The organism is Caulobacter sp. BE264, assembly GCF_031457805.1.
Taxonomy (GTDB): Bacteria; Pseudomonadota; Alphaproteobacteria; order Caulobacterales; family Caulobacteraceae; genus Caulobacter.
Genome location: NZ_JAVDXI010000005.1, coordinates 267,593 through 283,696 on the forward strand (window position 1 = coordinate 267,593; position 16,104 = coordinate 283,696).

The window sequence follows — 16,104 nt, forward strand, 5'->3', positions numbered from 1 at the left end:
CGCTATAGACCTCTCGACGGTGCGCCGCCAAGGGGGTCCACGATGCGAGGCGTCGTCGCGGCCGCGACTTGCCCCGGCTTGCCGTCGTCGACCGCCGGGAAGAAGGTGTAGCTGAGGGTGATCTCAGGCTTTCCCTTCGTTTCAGGGTCGTCCGCATATTGGGGATCCACGAAGTAGACCACCGGGAATTCCACGGTCTGGCCAGGCTGGATCGTCTGGCTGGTGAAACAGAAGCATTCCAGCTTCTGGAAGTACGGTCCTGCCTGTTCCGGCACGACGTTGTAGAGCGCCCGGCCCGTGATCGGCTTGTCCGTAGGGTTGGTGACCTTGAAGAAGGTCAGGCCCGTGTCACCGATGCGGATGTCCTGCTTGGGCTGCAGCGCCTCGAAGCGCCAGGGCAGCTCGCGAATATTGGCGTCGAAGCGCACGGTGATCTTCCGGTCCAGGACCCGGGTGGGGGCCGCCTCGGCCTTGCGGACCGTGCCGTCAAAGCCGGTGACCTGGCAGAACAGCTTATAGAGCGGCACCGCCGCATAGGCTGCGCCAATCATGCCGACGAACGTCGCCACGCAGATGGTCGCAACCTTCTTGTTGCGACGCGCCATCTGCTGCTGCGGGGTGAGATCGTCCTTAGATGTGGGGTTTTGCGACATTTCCGCCGAGCCTCACGAGGGTGACCACGAAGACGAGAACGACGAAGGCGACGAGACCCAGGGCGAGGGCCAGGTTGCGTCCGTCACGGGCTTTCTTGGCGGCCTGTTGCGCCGCGTCGGTTTCGACCGGTTGATTCACTTCAGGAGCTCCAGAGGGCTAACGCCGGTGACCGCCTCGCCCAGCAGGGCGGCGAACAGGGCGAAGAGATAGAGAATCGAGAAGGCGAACAGATTGCGCGCGGCCTTGGCCCCGGCGGCCTTTTCGTCCTCGGTCACGTCATAGAGGGCGCGGTCCGCCACGCGCGGATCGGCGGCGTCGCCGGCCTTGCTGGCGAACACCCGCCAGGCCAGCAGAAGGAACACCAGCCCGCCAAGGCCGGCGACCGCCAGATAGATCGGACCGCCCAGGCCGGTGAGCACCGGCGACAGGCAGATCGGGAACAGGACGAGGCTGTAGATGAGGATCTGCTTGCGCGTTTCCCGCGCGCCCTTGACCACCGGCAGCATCGGCACGCCGGCCTTGGCGTAGTCGGTGGTGACGTACAGCGACAGCGCCCAGAAGTGCGGCGGGGTCCAGAAGAAGATGATCGCCACCATCAGCCAGGCGTTCAGTGGCGCCGAGCCGGTGGCGGCGGCCCAGCCGATGGCCGGTGGCAGCGCGCCGGCGAGGCCGCCGATGACGATGTTCTGCGCGGTCCAGCGCTTGAGCCACATCGTGTAGACGACGGCGTAGAAGACGATGGTGAAGGCCAGGAGGCCGGCGGCCAGCCAATTCACCGCAAAACCCAGGAACATCACTGACAGCAGGCTGAGGACAACGCCCAGCGAGGCGGCCTCCTCGCCCTTGACCTTGCCGGCGGGCACCGGGCGGCCGCGCGTACGGCGCATCTTCTGGTCGATGTCGGCGTCGTACCACATGTTCAGCGCGCCCGACGCGCCGGCGCCGATGGCGATGCACAGCACAGCGATGGCGGCCAGGACGGGATGGATCGGCGCGCGCGCGGCCAGGAGCCCCGTCAGGCCGGTGAACACCACCAGCGACATGACGCGCGGCTTCATCAGCTGGAAATAGTCCTGCCAGCGGGCGGTTTCCGACGAATCCCGCAGCGGGGTCGTCTCGGCGCTGTCAGACGTCATGGCGGCTGTCTTTGACATCGATCCAAAACATACAGGTCTTGAACAGGCGAGGGGCGCGGCCCGGACCCTTAAGGATCCCGCCCGCGCCCCCTTATAAGTCCGGTTACGGACGACGGCTCACCTTAGTGGTGGTCGTCGGCCTTGATCACCGGCGGTTCGCTGAACTGGTGGAACGGCGGCGGCGAGGACAGGGTCCATTCCAGCGTGGTGGCGCCTTCGCCCCACGGGTTGGCCTCGGCCTTGCGGCGGCGGATCGCCGCTTCGATCAGAACCAGCATGAACACGCCGACAGCGACGACGGTGATCATGTAGCCGACCGACGACACGTAGTTCCACAGGGTGAAGGCGTCCGGATAGTCGATGTAACGACGCGGCATGCCTTGCAGGCCCAGGAAGTGCTGCGGGAAGAAGATCAGGTTCACACCGACGAACATGATCCAGAAGTGCAGCGCGCCGAGGAACTCGTTGTACTTCACGCCCCACATCTTCTCGAACCAGTAGTAGAAGCCCGCGAAGATGGCGAACACCGCGCCCAGCGACAGCACGTAGTGGAAGTGGGCCACCACGTAGTAGGTGTCGTGCAGGCTGTAGTCGATGCCGGCGTTCGACAGGACGACGCCGGTGACGCCGCCGACCGTGAACAGGAAGATGAAGCCCATTGCCCACAGCATGGGCGTCTTGAAGCTGATCGAACCGCCCCACATCGTGGCGATCCAGCTGAAGATCTTCACGCCCGTCGGGACGGCGATGATCATCGTGGCGGCCACGAAGTAGGCGCGCAGGTTGATGCTCATGCCGACGGTGTACATGTGGTGAGCCCACACGACGAAGCCGACAAAGCCGATGGCGACCATCGCGTAGGCCATCGCCAGGTAGCCGAAGACCGGCTTCTTGGAGAAGGTCGAGACGATGTGGCTGATGATGCCGAAGCCCGGCAGGATCAGGATGTACACTTCCGGGTGGCCGAAGAACCAGAACAGGTGCTGGAACATGACGGGGTCGCCGCCGGCGGCCGGGTCGAAGAAGTGGGTGCCGAAGTTACGGTCGGTCAGCAGCATGGTGATGGCGCCGGCCAGGACGGGCAGCGACAGCAGCAGCAGGAAGGCGGTGATCAGCACCGACCAAGCGAACAGCGGCATGCGGTGCAGGGTCATGCCCGGCGCGCGCATGTTGAAGATCGTGGTGATGAAGTTGATCGCGCCCAGGATCGACGAAGCGCCGGCCAGGTGGAGCGACAGGATCGCCAGGTCCATGGCCGGACCCTTGTGACCGATGGTCGACAGCGGCGGATAGATCGTCCAACCGCCGCCGAAGCCGTGCCCCGGGCCGCCGTCGACGAACATCGACAGGACCAGCAGGACCCAGGCGGCGACCAGCAGCCAGAACGAGATGTTGTTCATCCGCGGGAAGGCCATGTCCGGCGCGCCGATCATGATGGGGACGAACCAGTTGCCGAACCCGCCGATCATCGCCGGCATGACCATGAAGAAGATCATGATCAGGGCGTGGGCGGTGACGACGGCGTTATAGCCGTGCTTGCCCTTGAAGATGCCCATCTGGGCCAGCATGCCGGTGTCGGAGAACACCTGGATGCCCGGCTCCATCAGCTCCCAGCGGATGAGGCCCGAGAGCGCGCCGCCGACGATGCCCGCCATGATGGCGAACAGGATGTACAGCGTGCCGATATCCTTATGGTTCGTCGAAAAGAACCAGCGGGCGAAGAACGGCGGCTTGTGGTCGTCGTCGTGGGCGTGGTCGTGAGTGTCTGCGGCGGAAGCCATCTGACGTCTATCCTACGATCGTATTCTTAGGCCGCCGGCGCGGCGGGAGCCGCGGCCGGAGCGGAAGCGGGGGCGGCCGGAGCCGAGGCGGGGGTCGCCGCGGCCTCAGCCGGAGCGGCCGCAGGCGCGGGCGGGGCGGTCTTGGCCTTCACCCAGGCGTCGAACTCGGCTTGGGTCACGACCTTGATCTCGATCGGCATGTTGGCGTGGTCGACGCCGCACAGCTCCGAGCACTGGCCGTAGAACACACCGGTGCGCTCAGCCTTGAACCAGGTTTCGTTCAGGCGGCCCGGGATGGCGTCGGTCTTCAGGCCGAAGGCCGGCAGGGCGAAGGCGTGGATCACGTCAGCGGCGGTGACCTGAACGCGGACGACCTTGCCCACGGGCACGACCATCGCGTTGTCGGCGGCCAGCAGGTACGGGACCTTCTTGGCGTCGGCCTGTTCCTTGGTCAGCGGCAGCGAGATGATTTCGCTAATCTCTTGGTCCGGATACTCGTAGCCCCAGTACCACTGGTAGCCCGTGGCCTTCACGGTCAGGTCCGGCTTGGGCATGTCGTTGTAGTGGAACAGCAGACGGAACGAGAAGATGGCGATGACCATCAGGATCAGGACCGGCACAACGGTCCAGATCACCTCGATCGTGGTGTTGTGGCTGAACTTGGCGGGGACCGGGTTCGCCTTCTTGTTATAGCGAACAATGATCCAGATCAGCAGGCCCAGCACCAGCAGGGTGATGGCCGTAATGATCGGCATCAGAACCAGATCATGGAACTGGATCGCGTGGTGCTTCAGCTCCGACGCGGCCGGCTGGAGGTCAATGGCCCCCGGCGTCGGCTGACCCATCAGATCTTCAGCGAGCGCGTGACCCGCGAACATCATCGTAGCGGCGAGGGCGGACGCGCCCGTCATGATCCGCCGAATCCCCGAAAATTGCGCCTTCATATCCCTCACGGCCCGTTTCGGCGGCGATTTGAGCCCGATCAAGGCCCGCGCCGCGCCGACATGCACATTACGACTGTCGATAAGGTCCTGCGCAATCGACTTCACTCAAAATGAGTCGCGCGTCGACGCCCAGCCCTCCCGATTGTCGGTCCGGAGGCTGCATACGCGCATCGCCAGCCCTTGCCAAGCGCCAGAGCCCACGCCCTGAGCACGGGAATGGGCGGTTATCCCCGCCACAGGGGGCTCCAGTCGCGAATCCCTCTCAGAAACCCCCCAAATCCGGCGTCCGGATCATTACGTATCATTCATGGATAGGTACCTTGCACCACTCAGTACCTGGCGGTAGAAGAGAGCATCAACGGAGGCAAGGACGCCGTGCCGGAAACAATTGAAATCCAACTGAAGAAAGGCGTGCTGGCGCTCTGTGTGCTGGCCCTGCTCTCGCACGCCGACAGCTACGCCTACGAGATCGCCAGCAGGCTCACAAAGGACATCGATATGGGGGAAGGGACGATCTATCCGCTGATGCGCCGCATGCAGTCGGATGGCCTGGTCGAGACCTATCTGGTGGAAAGCCAGAGCGGCCCGCCGCGGAAATACTACCGCCTCACCGCCGCCGGGCGCGAAAGCCTGGAGCAGCAAAAGGTAGAATGGACGACGTTCGCCAACGCGGTGAACAGCATCGTGGGAGCCGCCGCATGACCCGCGCCGAGTTCATCACCCGCCTGCGCCGGGGCCTTTCGGGGCTCCCCGCCACCACGATCGCCGACATCGTCGCCGATCATGAGGCTCACTTCGCCGACGCCCAGGCCGCGGGACGCCCCGAAGCCGAAGTCGCCGCCGCCCTGGGCGATCCAGGCCGTCTGGCGCGCGAACTGCGCGCCGAAGCAGGCCTGAAGCAGTGGGAGGAGAAAAAGACTCCGTCCAACGCCATGGCCGCCATCATCGCGCTGATCGGCCTCGGGGCCATCGACGTGATGTTCCTGCTGCCCTTGCTGATGGGCGTGCTCGCCACGCTGTTCGGCTTCCTGGTGGCCGTGGTGACGATCTTCTTCGTCGGCGGCTTCATCTTCGCCGCCGGCCCTCTCACCATGCCGCCCGGCGGACCGGTCACCGCCTTCCTGAGCGGCATCGGCCTGATGGCCACAGCGACCTTCATCGGCTCGCTGCTGACGCTGGTGACCGTCGGGGTCTTCAACGCGGTCGTCTGGTACGCCCGCCTGCACTTCCGGCTGCTGAAGCCGGCCATGGAACAAGCTTGAGCGGAGAGGAGGGGACCATGTTGATCCGCAATACGCTCATCGTCGCCGGGGCGAGCTTCGCCCTCGCGGTCGGTTGCTTCGCTGGGGTGGCGGCCATCGCCGGCCCCGAACTGATGAAGAACGGATGGACGATCCCGTTCGGTGACGAGGCCAATGTCACCATCACCGATGACAACGGCCGCGTGATCCGCACGGTGCGTCATGTCGGCGCGGGGGGCGCCCCCTCGCCGATTATCGATCGCACCTTGCCTTGGACCGGCAAGGACACGCTGATCATCGACCTCCCGGTCGACGTGGTGTTCGTCCAGGGCGCTGAGGCCAAGATCGTCGTCTCCGGGCCCCAGTCCTATGTCGATCGTCTGAAGATCGCCGGCGGCCGCATAAGCCTCGACGACGTCAACCTAACCGACCGCGCGGTCGTAACCCTGGGCCCCGACGGACTACAGGTGCGCAACGACGGCGACCGGATGAAGATCACGGTCGTCGCGCCGGACGTCACCCGCTTCGAAGTGCGTGGTTCGGGCGATCTCGACATCCGCCGCTACGAGCATCCGGCCCTCGGCCTGGACATCTCGGGCAGCGGCGACGTTGAGGCCGATGGCAAGGTCGAAACCGTCAGCGTCGACAACTCCGGCTCGGGCTACGCCGACCTGGCCGCGCTGAAGGCCAAGGACGCGACCATCGACGTGTCGGGCAGCGGCGGCGGCGCGGTCTTCGCCACCGGCAAGGCCAAGATCGACATCTCCGGCAGCGGCGACGTCGAGCTGCGCACTGAGCCGAAGCTGGTGACCAGCGAAATCACCGGCTCGGGCGAAGTTCGCCGCGAGTACTGATCCGCGACAAAAGGGGCGGGGTGACGAGCGCGTTCGGAAGGCCTACCTGTAGAACCATGAACGCTCCGATCCCCGCCTCTTCCCTTTCGATCCTCGACGCCGCCGGCGTCGATCCCGACCGCGCTCGTTCGATCCTGGGCGAAGCCCTGGCCGGCGCCGACGATGGCGAACTGTTCCTCGAGCGCTCCGAGAGCGAGGCCTTCGTCTTCGACGACGGACGCCTCAAGAGCGCCTCCTACGACTCGGGCGAGGGCTTTGGCCTGCGCGTGGTGGCCGGCGAGACGGCCGGCTACGCCCACGCCGCCGAGATTTCCGAGGCCGCGATCCGCCGCGCCGCCGATTCGGCCAGCCTGGCCAAGCGCGGCCACGCCGGCGTCAGCGCTGAGGGCCCACGCGCCACCAACGAAAAGCTCTACGGCGAGGACAATCCGGTCAGCGCGCCGGACTTCTCCGACAAGGTCGCTCTGCTGCAAGAGATCGACGCCTTCGCCCGCGCCCGCGATCCGCGCGTCGTGCAGGTCATGGCCTCGATGGCCGGCGAGCGCCGGGTGGTGGAGATTCTCCGCGCCGACGGCCGTCTGATCCGCGACGTGCGCCCGCTGGTTCGGGTCAACGTCCAGGTCACCGTCGAAAAGGACGGCCGGCGCGAGAGCGGCTCGTCCGGCGCCGGCGGCCGCGCCGGCTTCGCCGCCTGGATCAGCCCCGACAAGTGGCAGGATCAGGTCGACGAAGCCCTGCGCATGGCGCTGGTGAACCTCGACGCCGTCGCCTGCCCGGCTGGCGAGATGGACGTGGTGCTGGGTCCCGGCTGGAACGGCGTGTTGCTGCACGAGGCCGTCGGCCATGGCCTGGAAGGCGATTTCAACCGCAAGGGCATCAGCGCCTTTTCGGGTCGCATCGGCGAACGCGTGGCCGCCCCGGGCGTCACCGTGTTCGACGACGGCGCGATCCCCGGTCGCCGGGGGTCGCTGACCGTCGACGACGAAGGCACGCCCACCGAACGCACCATCCTCATCGAGGACGGCATCCTCGTCGGCTACATGCACGACCGGATGAGCGCGCGCCTGATGGGCATGAAGGCCACCGGCAACGGCCGCCGCCAGTCCTACGCTCACATGCCCATGCCGCGCATGACCAACACCGGCATGCTGGCGGGCGACCATGATCCGCAAGAGATGATCGCCTCGCTGAAGCGCGGCCTCTACTGCGCCAATTTCGGCGGCGGCCAGGTCGACATCACCAACGGCAAGTTCGTCTTCCAGTGCACCGAGGCCTATCTGGTCGAGGACGGCAAGATCACCGCCCCGGTCAAGGGCGCCACGCTGATCGGCGATGGGCCCAGCGCCCTCACCCGCGTGACGATGATCGGTAACGACTTCGACTTCGACCCCGGCATCGGCGTCTGCGGCAAGTCCGGCCAGGGCGTGCCCGTGGGCGTCGGCCAGCCGTCGCTGAAGATCACCGGCCTGACGGTGGGCGGTACGGCGGTCTAGGGGCTCCGAAAGCGCCCTACAGCCGCCGCTCCAGATACGTCACCGTCTTCTTCCCGCCGTGGATCTCGGCCGTCCCCACCGGGACAAAGCCGAGCGCGGCGTGGAAGGCGTCCGAGGCGGGATTGGGCGGGTCGGAATTGACCTCGCAGACGATCCGCTCATGGCCCGCCGCCTCGGCCGCGGCGAAGAGGTCGTCATACAGCCCCTTTGCCAGACCCCTGCCCCGCGCGCTGTCGGCGACCACCACGCGATCGACATAGACGAACGCCGGATAGCGCTCGCGAAACCACAGGAAGTTGGGGCTGTCGTAGTCGGCGTCCTGGTCGAAGGTGAGCAACAGGGCGTCGGCCACGCCGACACGGCGGGCCAGGAAGGCCTCCGCGACCAGACGCGCCAGCCGCTCGGGCTCCAGCCAGGACAGTTCAACCGCGTGCGCATTGTTCAACGCCAGCAAGGCCGCGCCCTCGGGCGTGACAAGATCGGCGACGGTCAGGGGTGTCGAAAGTGAGCTCAAGGCCCCTCCTCGCGCGTCCGGCCAAGAGAGCCTCGCCGCACTCCGCGCCACGTTGCAAAGGTTTAATCCACCTGTCCGGCTTGTAACTTTCCTCAACGGCGCCCGGCGGGCACCGTCGATCTCAGGACGCCATTGTCCGGACCTTTCGGGTTGGGAACGGAAGCGGTCCCCGCGGTTTGAGCCACCGCGAGGACCGTCCCACCCGAAGGTGAGACGTGGTCCCCTCCACGTCTCCGCGAGGGGCCCCGGATCGTCGCCGGGGCCCCTCTTTGCTTAGGCCGCCCCGCTTTAGGCCTTCTTGGGCGCGCCGACGTCGTCGGCCCCGTGCGACCACTTCTTGAGAACCGGCGACAGCAGCAGGAAGCCGATCCCGATAACCACCGACACCAGGCCGATGATGTTGAAGACCTTCAACGACGCGGCCAGAGCCGCGCCAGGGTCCAGCACCTGACCGCCGACCGTCTCGGTGGCCGCCAGACCGGCGATCTTGCCGCCAACCCACTGGGCGATGGCGACCGCCATGAACCAGACGGCCATCATGAACGACACCACCGAGGCGGGCGACAGCTTGGTCATCTGCGACAGGCCGACCGGCGACATGCAGAGCTCGCCGGTAGTGTGCAGCATGTACATCAGCACCAGGAAGATCAGCGGCAGCTTGAAGGCGCCGTCGGCGAAGGTGGAGCCCCACTGCAGCAGCAGGAAGCCCGCGCCGACCTGGATCAGGGCCAGGCCGAACTTGACGACCGGGTTCGGGTCCTTGCCGCGCGCGCCCAGGAAGGTCCAGACCGCCGCGAACACCGGCGCGAAGATCAGGATCCAGCCGGCGTTCAGCGCCTGGGTCTGCGGGGCGTTGAAGCTGGTGTCGACCCAGAAGGTCGAGGCGGCGTCGATGCCCGCCTTGGCCAGTTGATCGGGCGTAGCCAGGGTCACGGCGCCGTTGAACAGCCGGAGCGGCTCGCGGACCAGATCCAGCTGGACATTGGTGGCCGCGAAGAGGCTCAGCGACGAGCCGGCCTGTTCGAACAGGGTCCAGAACACCACCGCGCCAAAGATCAGGAACACCGCCAGGGCCAGGCGCTCACGCTCTTCCTTGGCGCATTTGGTGAACATGAACCAGCCGATGTAGCCCAGCGAGGCCAGGATGCCGATGTTGAGCGCGACGCCCACGATGGCGTTGAACTGGACGAGGTAGAAGATGCCGACGAGGCCCAGCAGCGACAGGCCGTAGATGGCCAGTTCGCGATTGATCGGACCGGCGACCTTTTCCTTCAGGACCTTGGGCTCCGGCGGTTCGGCCTTGCCGTCCAGCCAGGGCTTACCCAGCACGAAGACAATGAAGCCGGCCAGCATGCCGACGCCCGCGAGGCCAAAGCCCGCCCACCAGCCGACATTGACGCCCAGCAGGCCGCAGAGGATCGAGGCCCAGAACGAGCCCAGGTTGATGCCATAGTAGTAGAGGGTGAAGCCCGGATCCCGGCGCGGGTCGCCCTGCGGATAGAGCTGGCCGACGATGGTCGAGATGTTCGGCTTCAGGAAACCGACGCCCAGGATGATCAGCGACAGCGAGAACCAGAAGATATTGAGATACAGCGGGTCGCGACCCGTGACGTCGAGCTTGTAGTCGGCCTTCGGCAGCACGGCCGGCAGCGGCGCGTTGGCGGGCAGGCCCTTGATCTCGAAATCGCCGACCTTGGTGGCGGCGACCTCATAGGGTTTGCCGTCGACCACCAGCTTGGCCTCGCGGTTCTGTCCGCGTCCCTCGGCTTGGAACTCGTAGGTCGCGCCCTGATAGGTCAGGGTCTGGACGGCGGGCTTGCCTTCGATGGCCATGGCCAGGTGACCAGCGACCAGCAGCACGGCGCCGAACGCCACGGCCTTGCGCGTGCCCAGCCACTTGTCGGCCAGGAAGCCGCCCAGCAGCGGCACCAGGTAGACGAGCGCTGTGTAGGAGCCGTAATGGCCGGACGCGGCCTTCGGATCGAACAGGAAGTGCTGCGTCAGGTAGAAGATCAGGATCGCGCGCATGCCGTAGTAGGAGAAGCGCTCCCACATCTCGGCCAGGAAACAGATGATCAGGCCGCGCGGATGGCCTTTCAGCAATTGGACAAGGACCGGGATGCCGGTCACGAGCGTGACCAGAATACCTACGGCGATAACGATGTTCATACGCTAGCCTTGAAACGTAACGAGAGGCGGAAACAGACCCCCCATGTGGTCAAATCGTCCCCGCCGGCCCCAATTTGGCGGCGAGAAGACCACGCGAGAGACGGTTTCACAAGCAACGGCTTGCGCCGCGCGATCCAAGCGCCTTTGCAGGGCCTGAAGCTTGGCTGGCCTCTGGCGCGTTTAGGGCGTGATCCGAACGCGGATGGGAGCCCCAGACCATGAAGACGCCCGATGAAACCCACCCCCTTCACCTGACGCCGGCCCCCGGTGTGGTGCGTGTGCTCTTCGAGGGCCACGAGATCGCCGACAGCGATGATGTTCTGGTGTTGCAGGAAGCGAACTACCCACCCGTCTACTATTTCCCGCGCGACGACGTCCAAATGGCGTTCCTGCGCCGCACGGACAAATCCACCCATTGCCCCTACAAGGGCCAGGCGTCCTATTTTACGATCTATCGGGATCGGCAGGTGATCGAGGACGCGGTCTGGTCCTATGAGTCGCCCTCCCCGGTGCTCGATGCGATCGCCGGCCGTCTGGCCTTCTATCCCGAGCATGTCGAGTTCCAGCTCGGCGACCTGACGCCCGCGGAGACGAAAGCCTTGGATGTGGACGAGGTGATCCGTCACACAGACAGCGGGTCAGGCGCGAGCCAGGCCGAGCGCTGGCCGCCCAATGTCGCCATGCCCGATCCCGAGCGCGAGGAGCGCGACGTGGCCCAGCCCTACCGCGACATTGGGTCCCCTTGATCGAAATCGCGAATTAAGGCGCTTTTAACCCTTAGGAGCGCGACCATCGCTCCAGCGTCCGTCAGAGACGCGCGGAGGAAACCATGGCCTACGTCTCCTATGATCAGGCTGTTCACGCGACTGCCATCCGGCCTCAGCGCCGCCTGGCTTGGGGCAGGCTTGTGGCGCTCGCCGTGACGATCGCACTCTGGGCGGGACTGATCGCGGGCCTGCGCGCGATCTTCTGACCCGCCCGCCGCCTAGAGCCTTATCCGTTCGAATGGAATCGTTCGAGCGGAAAATAAGGCTATAATTCAAACATTTAGAGCGTGATAGCCGCCGAAACCGCTCACACTTTCGGCTATCACGCTCTAGTAGGCGCAGTCGGTGAAGACGCGGTCGATGTCACCGCCCCAAGCGCCGTTGTAGAGCGACAACAGCTTTTCAGCCGGAGTGATCCCGCTGTCGGCGATCTGCTCCAGCTCGCCCAAATAGATGGTCTCGTCCAGGAAGCCGCCGTTCAGCAGGGCGCGATTCTTCAGGCCAGACTTGGCGATCGCCACGAAATCCTTGGCCACGTCCTGCGCCGTACGGCCCGCGACCTTGGCTTTCAGGCCAAGCTTGGGCACGTCGCGACGCAGGCCCTCGCGGTCCTCGATCGTCCAGTCCTTGCAAAGGTCCCAGGCCGCCGCCAGGGCCGCGTCATCGTAGAAGACGCCCGTCCACAAGGCCGGCAGGGCGCACAGACGGCTCCAGGGGCCGGCGTCGGCGCCGCGCATCTCCAGATAGGTCTTCAGGCGCACCTCGGGGAAGGCCGTGGTCGTGTGGTCGGCGAAGTCCTTCATCGTGGCGATCTCGCCCGGCAGCTCGGGCAGCTTGCCCTCGATGAAGTCGCGGAACGACCGCCCGGCGACGTCGATGTACTTGTCGCCGCGCTTCACGAAATACATCGGCACGTCCAGCGCATAGCGGGCGTAGCGCTCGAAATCAAAGCCGTCCTCGAACACGAAATCCAGCAGGCCCGTGCGGTTGGGATCCGTGTCGGTCCACACATTGGCCCGGGCCGACAGGAAGCCGTTGGGCTTGCCTTCCGTGAACGGAGAATTGGCGAACAGGGCCGTTGCGATCGGCTGCAGAGCCAGGCTCATGCGGAACTTGGCCACCATGTCGGCTTCGCTGGAGAAGTCGAGATTGGCCTGCACCGTGCAGGTGCGCAGCATCATGTCCAGGCCCAGATTACCGACCTTGGGCATGTAGTTGCGCATGATCACGTAACGCCCCTTGGGCATCACGGGGACCTCGGCGCGCGTCCATTTCGGCGAGAAGCCCAGACCCGTGAAACCCAGGCCCAGTTCGTCGGCGACGGTCTTGACCTCGTCCAGGTGCTGGCCGGTCTCCTCGCAGATCTCGTGCATGGTCGACAGGGGCGCGCCGGACAGTTCGAACTGGCCGCCCGGCTCGAGGCTGACATTGGCCCCATTGCGCTCCAGGCCGATGATGGTCGGCCCTTCCATGACCGGCGCCCAGCCAAAGCGTTGCAACCCCGTCAGCAGGGCGTGCACGCCCTTGTCACCCTCGTAGGGGACAGGCTGGTGCGAGCCGAGATAGAAGCCGAACTTCTCGTGCTCAGCCCCCACGCGGAAGGCCTCCTTGGGCTTGGAGCCCTTGGCGAAATACTCGGTCAGATCGGCGAGCGTCAGCTGGCGCTCTTGAACGTTAGCGGTCTCGGCCATGCCAGCCGTCCCTCCCCAGGGTGCAGTGCTGCTGGAGGAGAGGGCCCATGCTCTCCGCCGACGGCGATACTATTTGGTCACGCCCAGTTGGGCGTTCTCTTTGCGAACCTCAAGGGGCGAGCTTGAGCTAATCTGCGTGCTACCGCCAATCCCCGGCGGCGGCCTGCCAGAGAGTCATGGCCGAAATCGCCGCCGTGTCGGCGCGCAGGATGCGGGGGCCCAGCGACACCGGCGTGACAAAGGAAAGCCCCCGCAGGCGCTCGCGCTCCTCGGGCGCGAAGCCGCCTTCGGGGCCGATCAGGATGGCGGCCGGAGCGCCAGTCCCCGCCAGGGCCTCGATCGCGGGCCTGGCGTCACCGCCCTCGTCGCAGAAAACGAGGCGCCGAGCCGGGTCCCAGCCATCCAGGATCTTGTCCAGCTTCTCGGGGTCCGCGACCTCGGGCACGTCCAGGCGACCGGTCTGCTCCGCCGCCTCCATGGCGATGGCGTCGAGGCGGCCCAGCTTGACGAAGTCGACATTCGTGCGCCGCGTGATGGTCAGGCGCACGCGGCGTGCGCCCAGCTCGGCGGCCTTTTCGACAATGGTTTCGACCCGGCCGCGCTTGACCATCGCAACGATGAGGTCGAGGTCCGGGCCCAGATGCATCGGCCGTGTCTGTTCCTCGGCCTTCAGCAGGCAGCCACGCTTGGTGGCCTCGACGATGGTCGCCCGCCACTCGCCGTCGCGGCCGTTGAACAGCAGGAGCTCGGCGCCGACGGTCAGGCGCATGACCGAGGTCAGGTAGCGCGACTGGTCGACGGTCGGGACGACGCCGGCCCCGGCGGACAGGTCATTGGGAACGAAGAGACGGATCATGGCGTCCTTCTAGCCTAACCAGCACGCTCGGGGGTAGGCTCGCCACATGAGCAAGTCCGAAGACTACGAGACCGAACTCGTCCAGCTGCAATTGGCGCTGATCGCCCTGCAAAAGAAGGCGATCCAGGACGGCGACAAGATCCTCGTCGTTTTCGAGGGCCGCGACGCCGCCGGCAAGGACGGGGCGATCGCTCGCATCACCGAGCACCTGTCGCGACGCGCCACCACGGTCGTGGCCCTGCCCAAGCCGACCGACCGCGAACGCAGCGAGTGGTATTTCCAGCGCTATGTCGACTGGCTGCCGGCCAGCGGCGAGGCGGTGCTGTTCAATCGCTCCTGGTACAACCGCGCCGGGGTCGAGCGGGTAATGGATTTTTCGACGCCGCAGCAGCAGGAGCAGTTCCTGCGCGACGTCCCGGCCTTCGAGCGGATGCTGGTCGAGAACGGCCTGCGCTATGTGAAATTCTGGCTGGACATCAGCCGCGACGAGCAGGCCAAGCGCCTGAAGTCCCGCCGCGAAGACCCCCTGAAGGCCTTCAAGACCAGCCCGCTGGACGCCGTCGCCGAAGAGAAGTGGGACGACTACACCGCCGCCCGCGACGACATGCTGATGCGAACCCACAGCGATGTCGCGCCCTGGATCTGCGTCCGCGCCGACCACAAGAAGGCCGCGCGGCTCAACGTCATCCGCTGGCTGCTGCATGCGGCCGGCGACAAGAAGATCGCCAAGGGCGTGGCCAAGCCCGATCCGGAGGTGATCTTCCCGTTCGAGCCGGCGGCGCTCGAGGACGGCCGGCTGGCGCGGTAACGTCGCGCCTTTAGATCTTCTGCGGGTCTGACAGCTCGGCTCAAGCCCGTCTGGTCGCGCGGGCGGAATCGAGTTGGACCGCCGCCAGAGTTGTGATCTCTGCGATAGGTGGAGTTCTGCGATGGTCGCCGGGGGGAGGTCGCGCCATGTCGAAATTCGAGTTCTTCATGGGATTCTACGGAATCTTGCTGGGCATTGGTCTGGCGGAACTCCTGCTCGGGTTTGGAAAGCTCATTCGCGCCCGGACCCGACCCAAGATCGGACTGCTCACGCCCGCGGTCGGCGTGCTGGTGTTTCTGCAGCTGACCGCGTCTATGATCGACGCGTGGCTTCGCCTACAGAACCTCCGCATCGATCTGATCGATCTGGCGATCCCGATCATCATCGGCGTGGCTTACTTTCTCGCCGCCGTCACGGTGACGCCGGACGATCACGCCGCCTGGCCCGATCTTGACGACTATTTCTTCGCGCGCCGCAATTGGATCCTTGGCCCGGTCATCGGCGTCTTCTTTCTCACCCTGGCGATCGAGATCCCGAGCACGATCCATATGATCGAGCAGAGCCAATGGGAAAAGCTCACACACTATATCGGCCTGAACAGCGCGGGTTTGATCGCCTTCCTTGTCGCCTGGCGGTCAAAGCGGCCGCAGATTGTCTTGGCCGGCATCGTTGGCTGGATCGCGACACTCATTTTTATCTATTCGATCTATTTGCGCGTGCTCGGCCTGTCCTAGCGCGTGAGAAACACAGCGCGAGCGCCGGACTTCCGTGCCTTCCGCTCGGCGGCGACCTCCGCGTTCCGCGCCACCCGGTAGCGGACGATGTCCGCCACGAGGTCCGGCGGCAGCGGCCTGTCCGGCTGGAAGCGGATCGTGCCTTTAGCCGTGTCGAACCCCGTCAGCCGCTCGGCGAACACATCCATCACCGCGCCGGGATAGAAGGCGCAATGCCTGGCCGCCGCGCCGAAGTGGACGAGATTGCCGTTCAGCTTGAAGGTCGGCAGGCCATAGCTGATCGCCTCGGCCGCCTCAGGCGCGACCGCGCGGATCTGGGCGCGAAGAACCTCAAGCGCCGCGCGCTGGTCGGCGGGCAGCTTGGCCAGATAGTCGTCAACCGACGCGGCGGGGGGCTTCATCATGGGATGGTCCTCAATCGATTGAACAAAGGACGTTCCAGAAGCGCCCCCGCCGACACCA

Annotated in this window: 17 protein-coding genes and 3 pseudogenes; 8 read left to right on the top strand and 12 right to left on the bottom strand. The window is 65.7% G+C overall.

What is annotated here, in order from left to right; genetic code table 11:
• Positions 1–2: 2 nt before the first annotated feature.
• From J2X45_RS14125 to coxB, 5 genes are all read right to left on the bottom strand, one after another.
• Positions 3–653: a cytochrome c oxidase assembly protein gene (locus tag J2X45_RS14125; RefSeq protein WP_310215774.1), complete on the bottom strand. Its 651-nt coding sequence runs from the start codon at positions 651–653 to the stop codon at positions 3–5.
• Entirely contained in the window at positions 631–792 is a 162-nt protein-coding gene (locus J2X45_RS14130) for a hypothetical protein (protein ID WP_010921233.1), read from the bottom strand. The genes J2X45_RS14125 and J2X45_RS14130 overlap by 23 nt, the downstream gene beginning before the upstream one ends.
• Positions 789–1,808, bottom strand: coding sequence for a heme o synthase (gene cyoE, locus J2X45_RS14135; RefSeq protein ID WP_310215778.1), 1,020 nt, complete (start codon positions 1,806–1,808; stop codon positions 789–791). Before cyoE ends, J2X45_RS14130 begins: the two co-directional genes overlap by 4 nt.
• Before the next feature lie 104 nt (positions 1,809–1,912).
• Positions 1,913–3,571: a cytochrome c oxidase subunit I gene (gene ctaD, locus J2X45_RS14140; RefSeq protein WP_310215779.1), complete on the bottom strand. Its 1,659-nt coding sequence runs from the start codon at positions 3,569–3,571 to the stop codon at positions 1,913–1,915.
• A gap of 26 nt (positions 3,572–3,597) precedes the next feature.
• Positions 3,598–4,515, bottom strand: a complete 918-nt coding sequence (gene coxB, locus J2X45_RS14145) for a cytochrome c oxidase subunit II (protein WP_310215780.1) — start codon at positions 4,513–4,515, stop codon at positions 3,598–3,600.
• Positions 4,516–4,890: 375 nt separating this feature from the next.
• Between coxB and J2X45_RS14150 the strand changes: the two genes are divergently transcribed.
• Genes J2X45_RS14150 through tldD form a run of 4 tightly spaced genes read left to right on the top strand, consistent with a single transcriptional unit; the run spans position 4,891 to position 8,103 of the window.
• Complete coding sequence (locus J2X45_RS14150; RefSeq protein WP_310215782.1) at positions 4,891–5,217, top strand: PadR family transcriptional regulator; 327 nt, start codon at positions 4,891–4,893, stop codon at positions 5,215–5,217.
• A complete protein-coding gene (locus J2X45_RS14155) occupies positions 5,214–5,777 on the top strand; it encodes a DUF1700 domain-containing protein (RefSeq protein WP_310215784.1) in 564 nt (187 codons plus the stop codon). The genes J2X45_RS14150 and J2X45_RS14155 overlap by 4 nt, the downstream gene beginning before the upstream one ends.
• Positions 5,774–6,610 carry a GIN domain-containing protein gene (locus J2X45_RS14160; RefSeq protein ID WP_310215786.1) on the top strand — a complete coding sequence of 279 codons (837 nt, stop codon included), beginning with the start codon at positions 5,774–5,776 and terminating at the stop codon, positions 6,608–6,610. Before J2X45_RS14155 ends, J2X45_RS14160 begins: the two co-directional genes overlap by 4 nt.
• A gap of 56 nt (positions 6,611–6,666) precedes the next feature.
• The gene (gene tldD, locus J2X45_RS14165) at positions 6,667–8,103 is read left to right on the top strand and encodes a metalloprotease TldD (protein ID WP_310215788.1); all 1,437 of its coding nucleotides are present in this window, start codon (positions 6,667–6,669) and stop codon (positions 8,101–8,103) included.
• Positions 8,104–8,119: 16 nt separating this feature from the next.
• Here the strand turns inward: tldD and J2X45_RS14170 are convergent, their stop codons facing one another.
• From J2X45_RS14170 to J2X45_RS14180, 3 genes and pseudogenes are all read right to left on the bottom strand, one after another.
• On the bottom strand, positions 8,120–8,617 hold the full coding sequence (locus tag J2X45_RS14170; protein ID WP_310215791.1) for a GNAT family N-acetyltransferase: 498 nt from the start codon (positions 8,615–8,617) through the stop codon (positions 8,120–8,122).
• 288 nt (positions 8,618–8,905) lie between these two features.
• The gene (locus J2X45_RS14175; RefSeq protein ID WP_310215794.1) at positions 8,906–10,786 is read right to left on the bottom strand and encodes a peptide MFS transporter; all 1,881 of its coding nucleotides are present in this window, start codon (positions 10,784–10,786) and stop codon (positions 8,906–8,908) included.
• 3 nt (positions 10,787–10,789) lie between these two features.
• Positions 10,790–10,912: pseudogene (locus tag J2X45_RS14180) on the bottom strand (hypothetical protein); the annotation flags it as partial.
• Positions 10,913–11,004: 92 nt separating this feature from the next.
• Between J2X45_RS14180 and J2X45_RS20350 the strand changes: the two are divergent.
• Positions 11,005–11,325, top strand: a pseudogene (locus J2X45_RS20350) (DUF427 domain-containing protein); the annotation flags it as partial.
• Positions 11,326–11,452: 127 nt separating this feature from the next.
• Here the strand turns inward: J2X45_RS20350 and J2X45_RS14190 are convergent.
• A pseudogene (locus J2X45_RS14190) lies at positions 11,453–11,669 on the bottom strand (hypothetical protein); the annotation flags it as partial.
• Between J2X45_RS14190 and J2X45_RS14195 the strand changes: the two are divergent.
• Positions 11,616–11,759 carry a hypothetical protein gene (locus J2X45_RS14195; RefSeq protein ID WP_310215798.1) on the top strand — a complete coding sequence of 48 codons (144 nt, stop codon included), beginning with the start codon at positions 11,616–11,618 and terminating at the stop codon, positions 11,757–11,759. The pseudogene J2X45_RS14190 and the gene J2X45_RS14195 overlap by 54 nt on opposite strands.
• 123 nt (positions 11,760–11,882) lie before the next feature.
• Here J2X45_RS14195 and J2X45_RS14200 read toward each other — a convergent pair whose 3' ends face one another.
• Positions 11,883–13,244 carry a glutamate--cysteine ligase gene (locus tag J2X45_RS14200; protein ID WP_310215800.1) on the bottom strand — a complete coding sequence of 454 codons (1,362 nt, stop codon included), beginning with the start codon at positions 13,242–13,244 and terminating at the stop codon, positions 11,883–11,885.
• A 139-nt stretch (positions 13,245–13,383) separates the two neighbouring features.
• On the bottom strand, positions 13,384–14,100 hold the full coding sequence (locus J2X45_RS14205) for a 16S rRNA (uracil(1498)-N(3))-methyltransferase (protein ID WP_310215802.1): 717 nt from the start codon (positions 14,098–14,100) through the stop codon (positions 13,384–13,386).
• Between the two features lie 46 nt (positions 14,101–14,146).
• Between J2X45_RS14205 and ppk2 the strand changes: the two genes are divergently transcribed.
• Together ppk2 and J2X45_RS14215 are read left to right on the top strand one after the other, a co-directional pair.
• Positions 14,147–14,908 (top strand): polyphosphate kinase 2, encoded by a 762-nt coding sequence (gene ppk2, locus J2X45_RS14210; RefSeq protein WP_310215804.1) that lies wholly within the window; start codon positions 14,147–14,149, stop codon positions 14,906–14,908.
• 146 nt (positions 14,909–15,054) lie between these two features.
• Positions 15,055–15,642 (top strand): hypothetical protein, encoded by a 588-nt coding sequence (locus J2X45_RS14215; protein WP_310215806.1) that lies wholly within the window; start codon positions 15,055–15,057, stop codon positions 15,640–15,642.
• Here J2X45_RS14215 and J2X45_RS14220 read toward each other — a convergent pair.
• On the bottom strand, positions 15,639–16,046 hold the full coding sequence (locus J2X45_RS14220) for an iron chaperone (protein ID WP_310215807.1): 408 nt from the start codon (positions 16,044–16,046) through the stop codon (positions 15,639–15,641). The genes J2X45_RS14215 and J2X45_RS14220 overlap by 4 nt on opposite strands.
• Between the last annotated feature and the right edge of the window lie 58 nt (positions 16,047–16,104).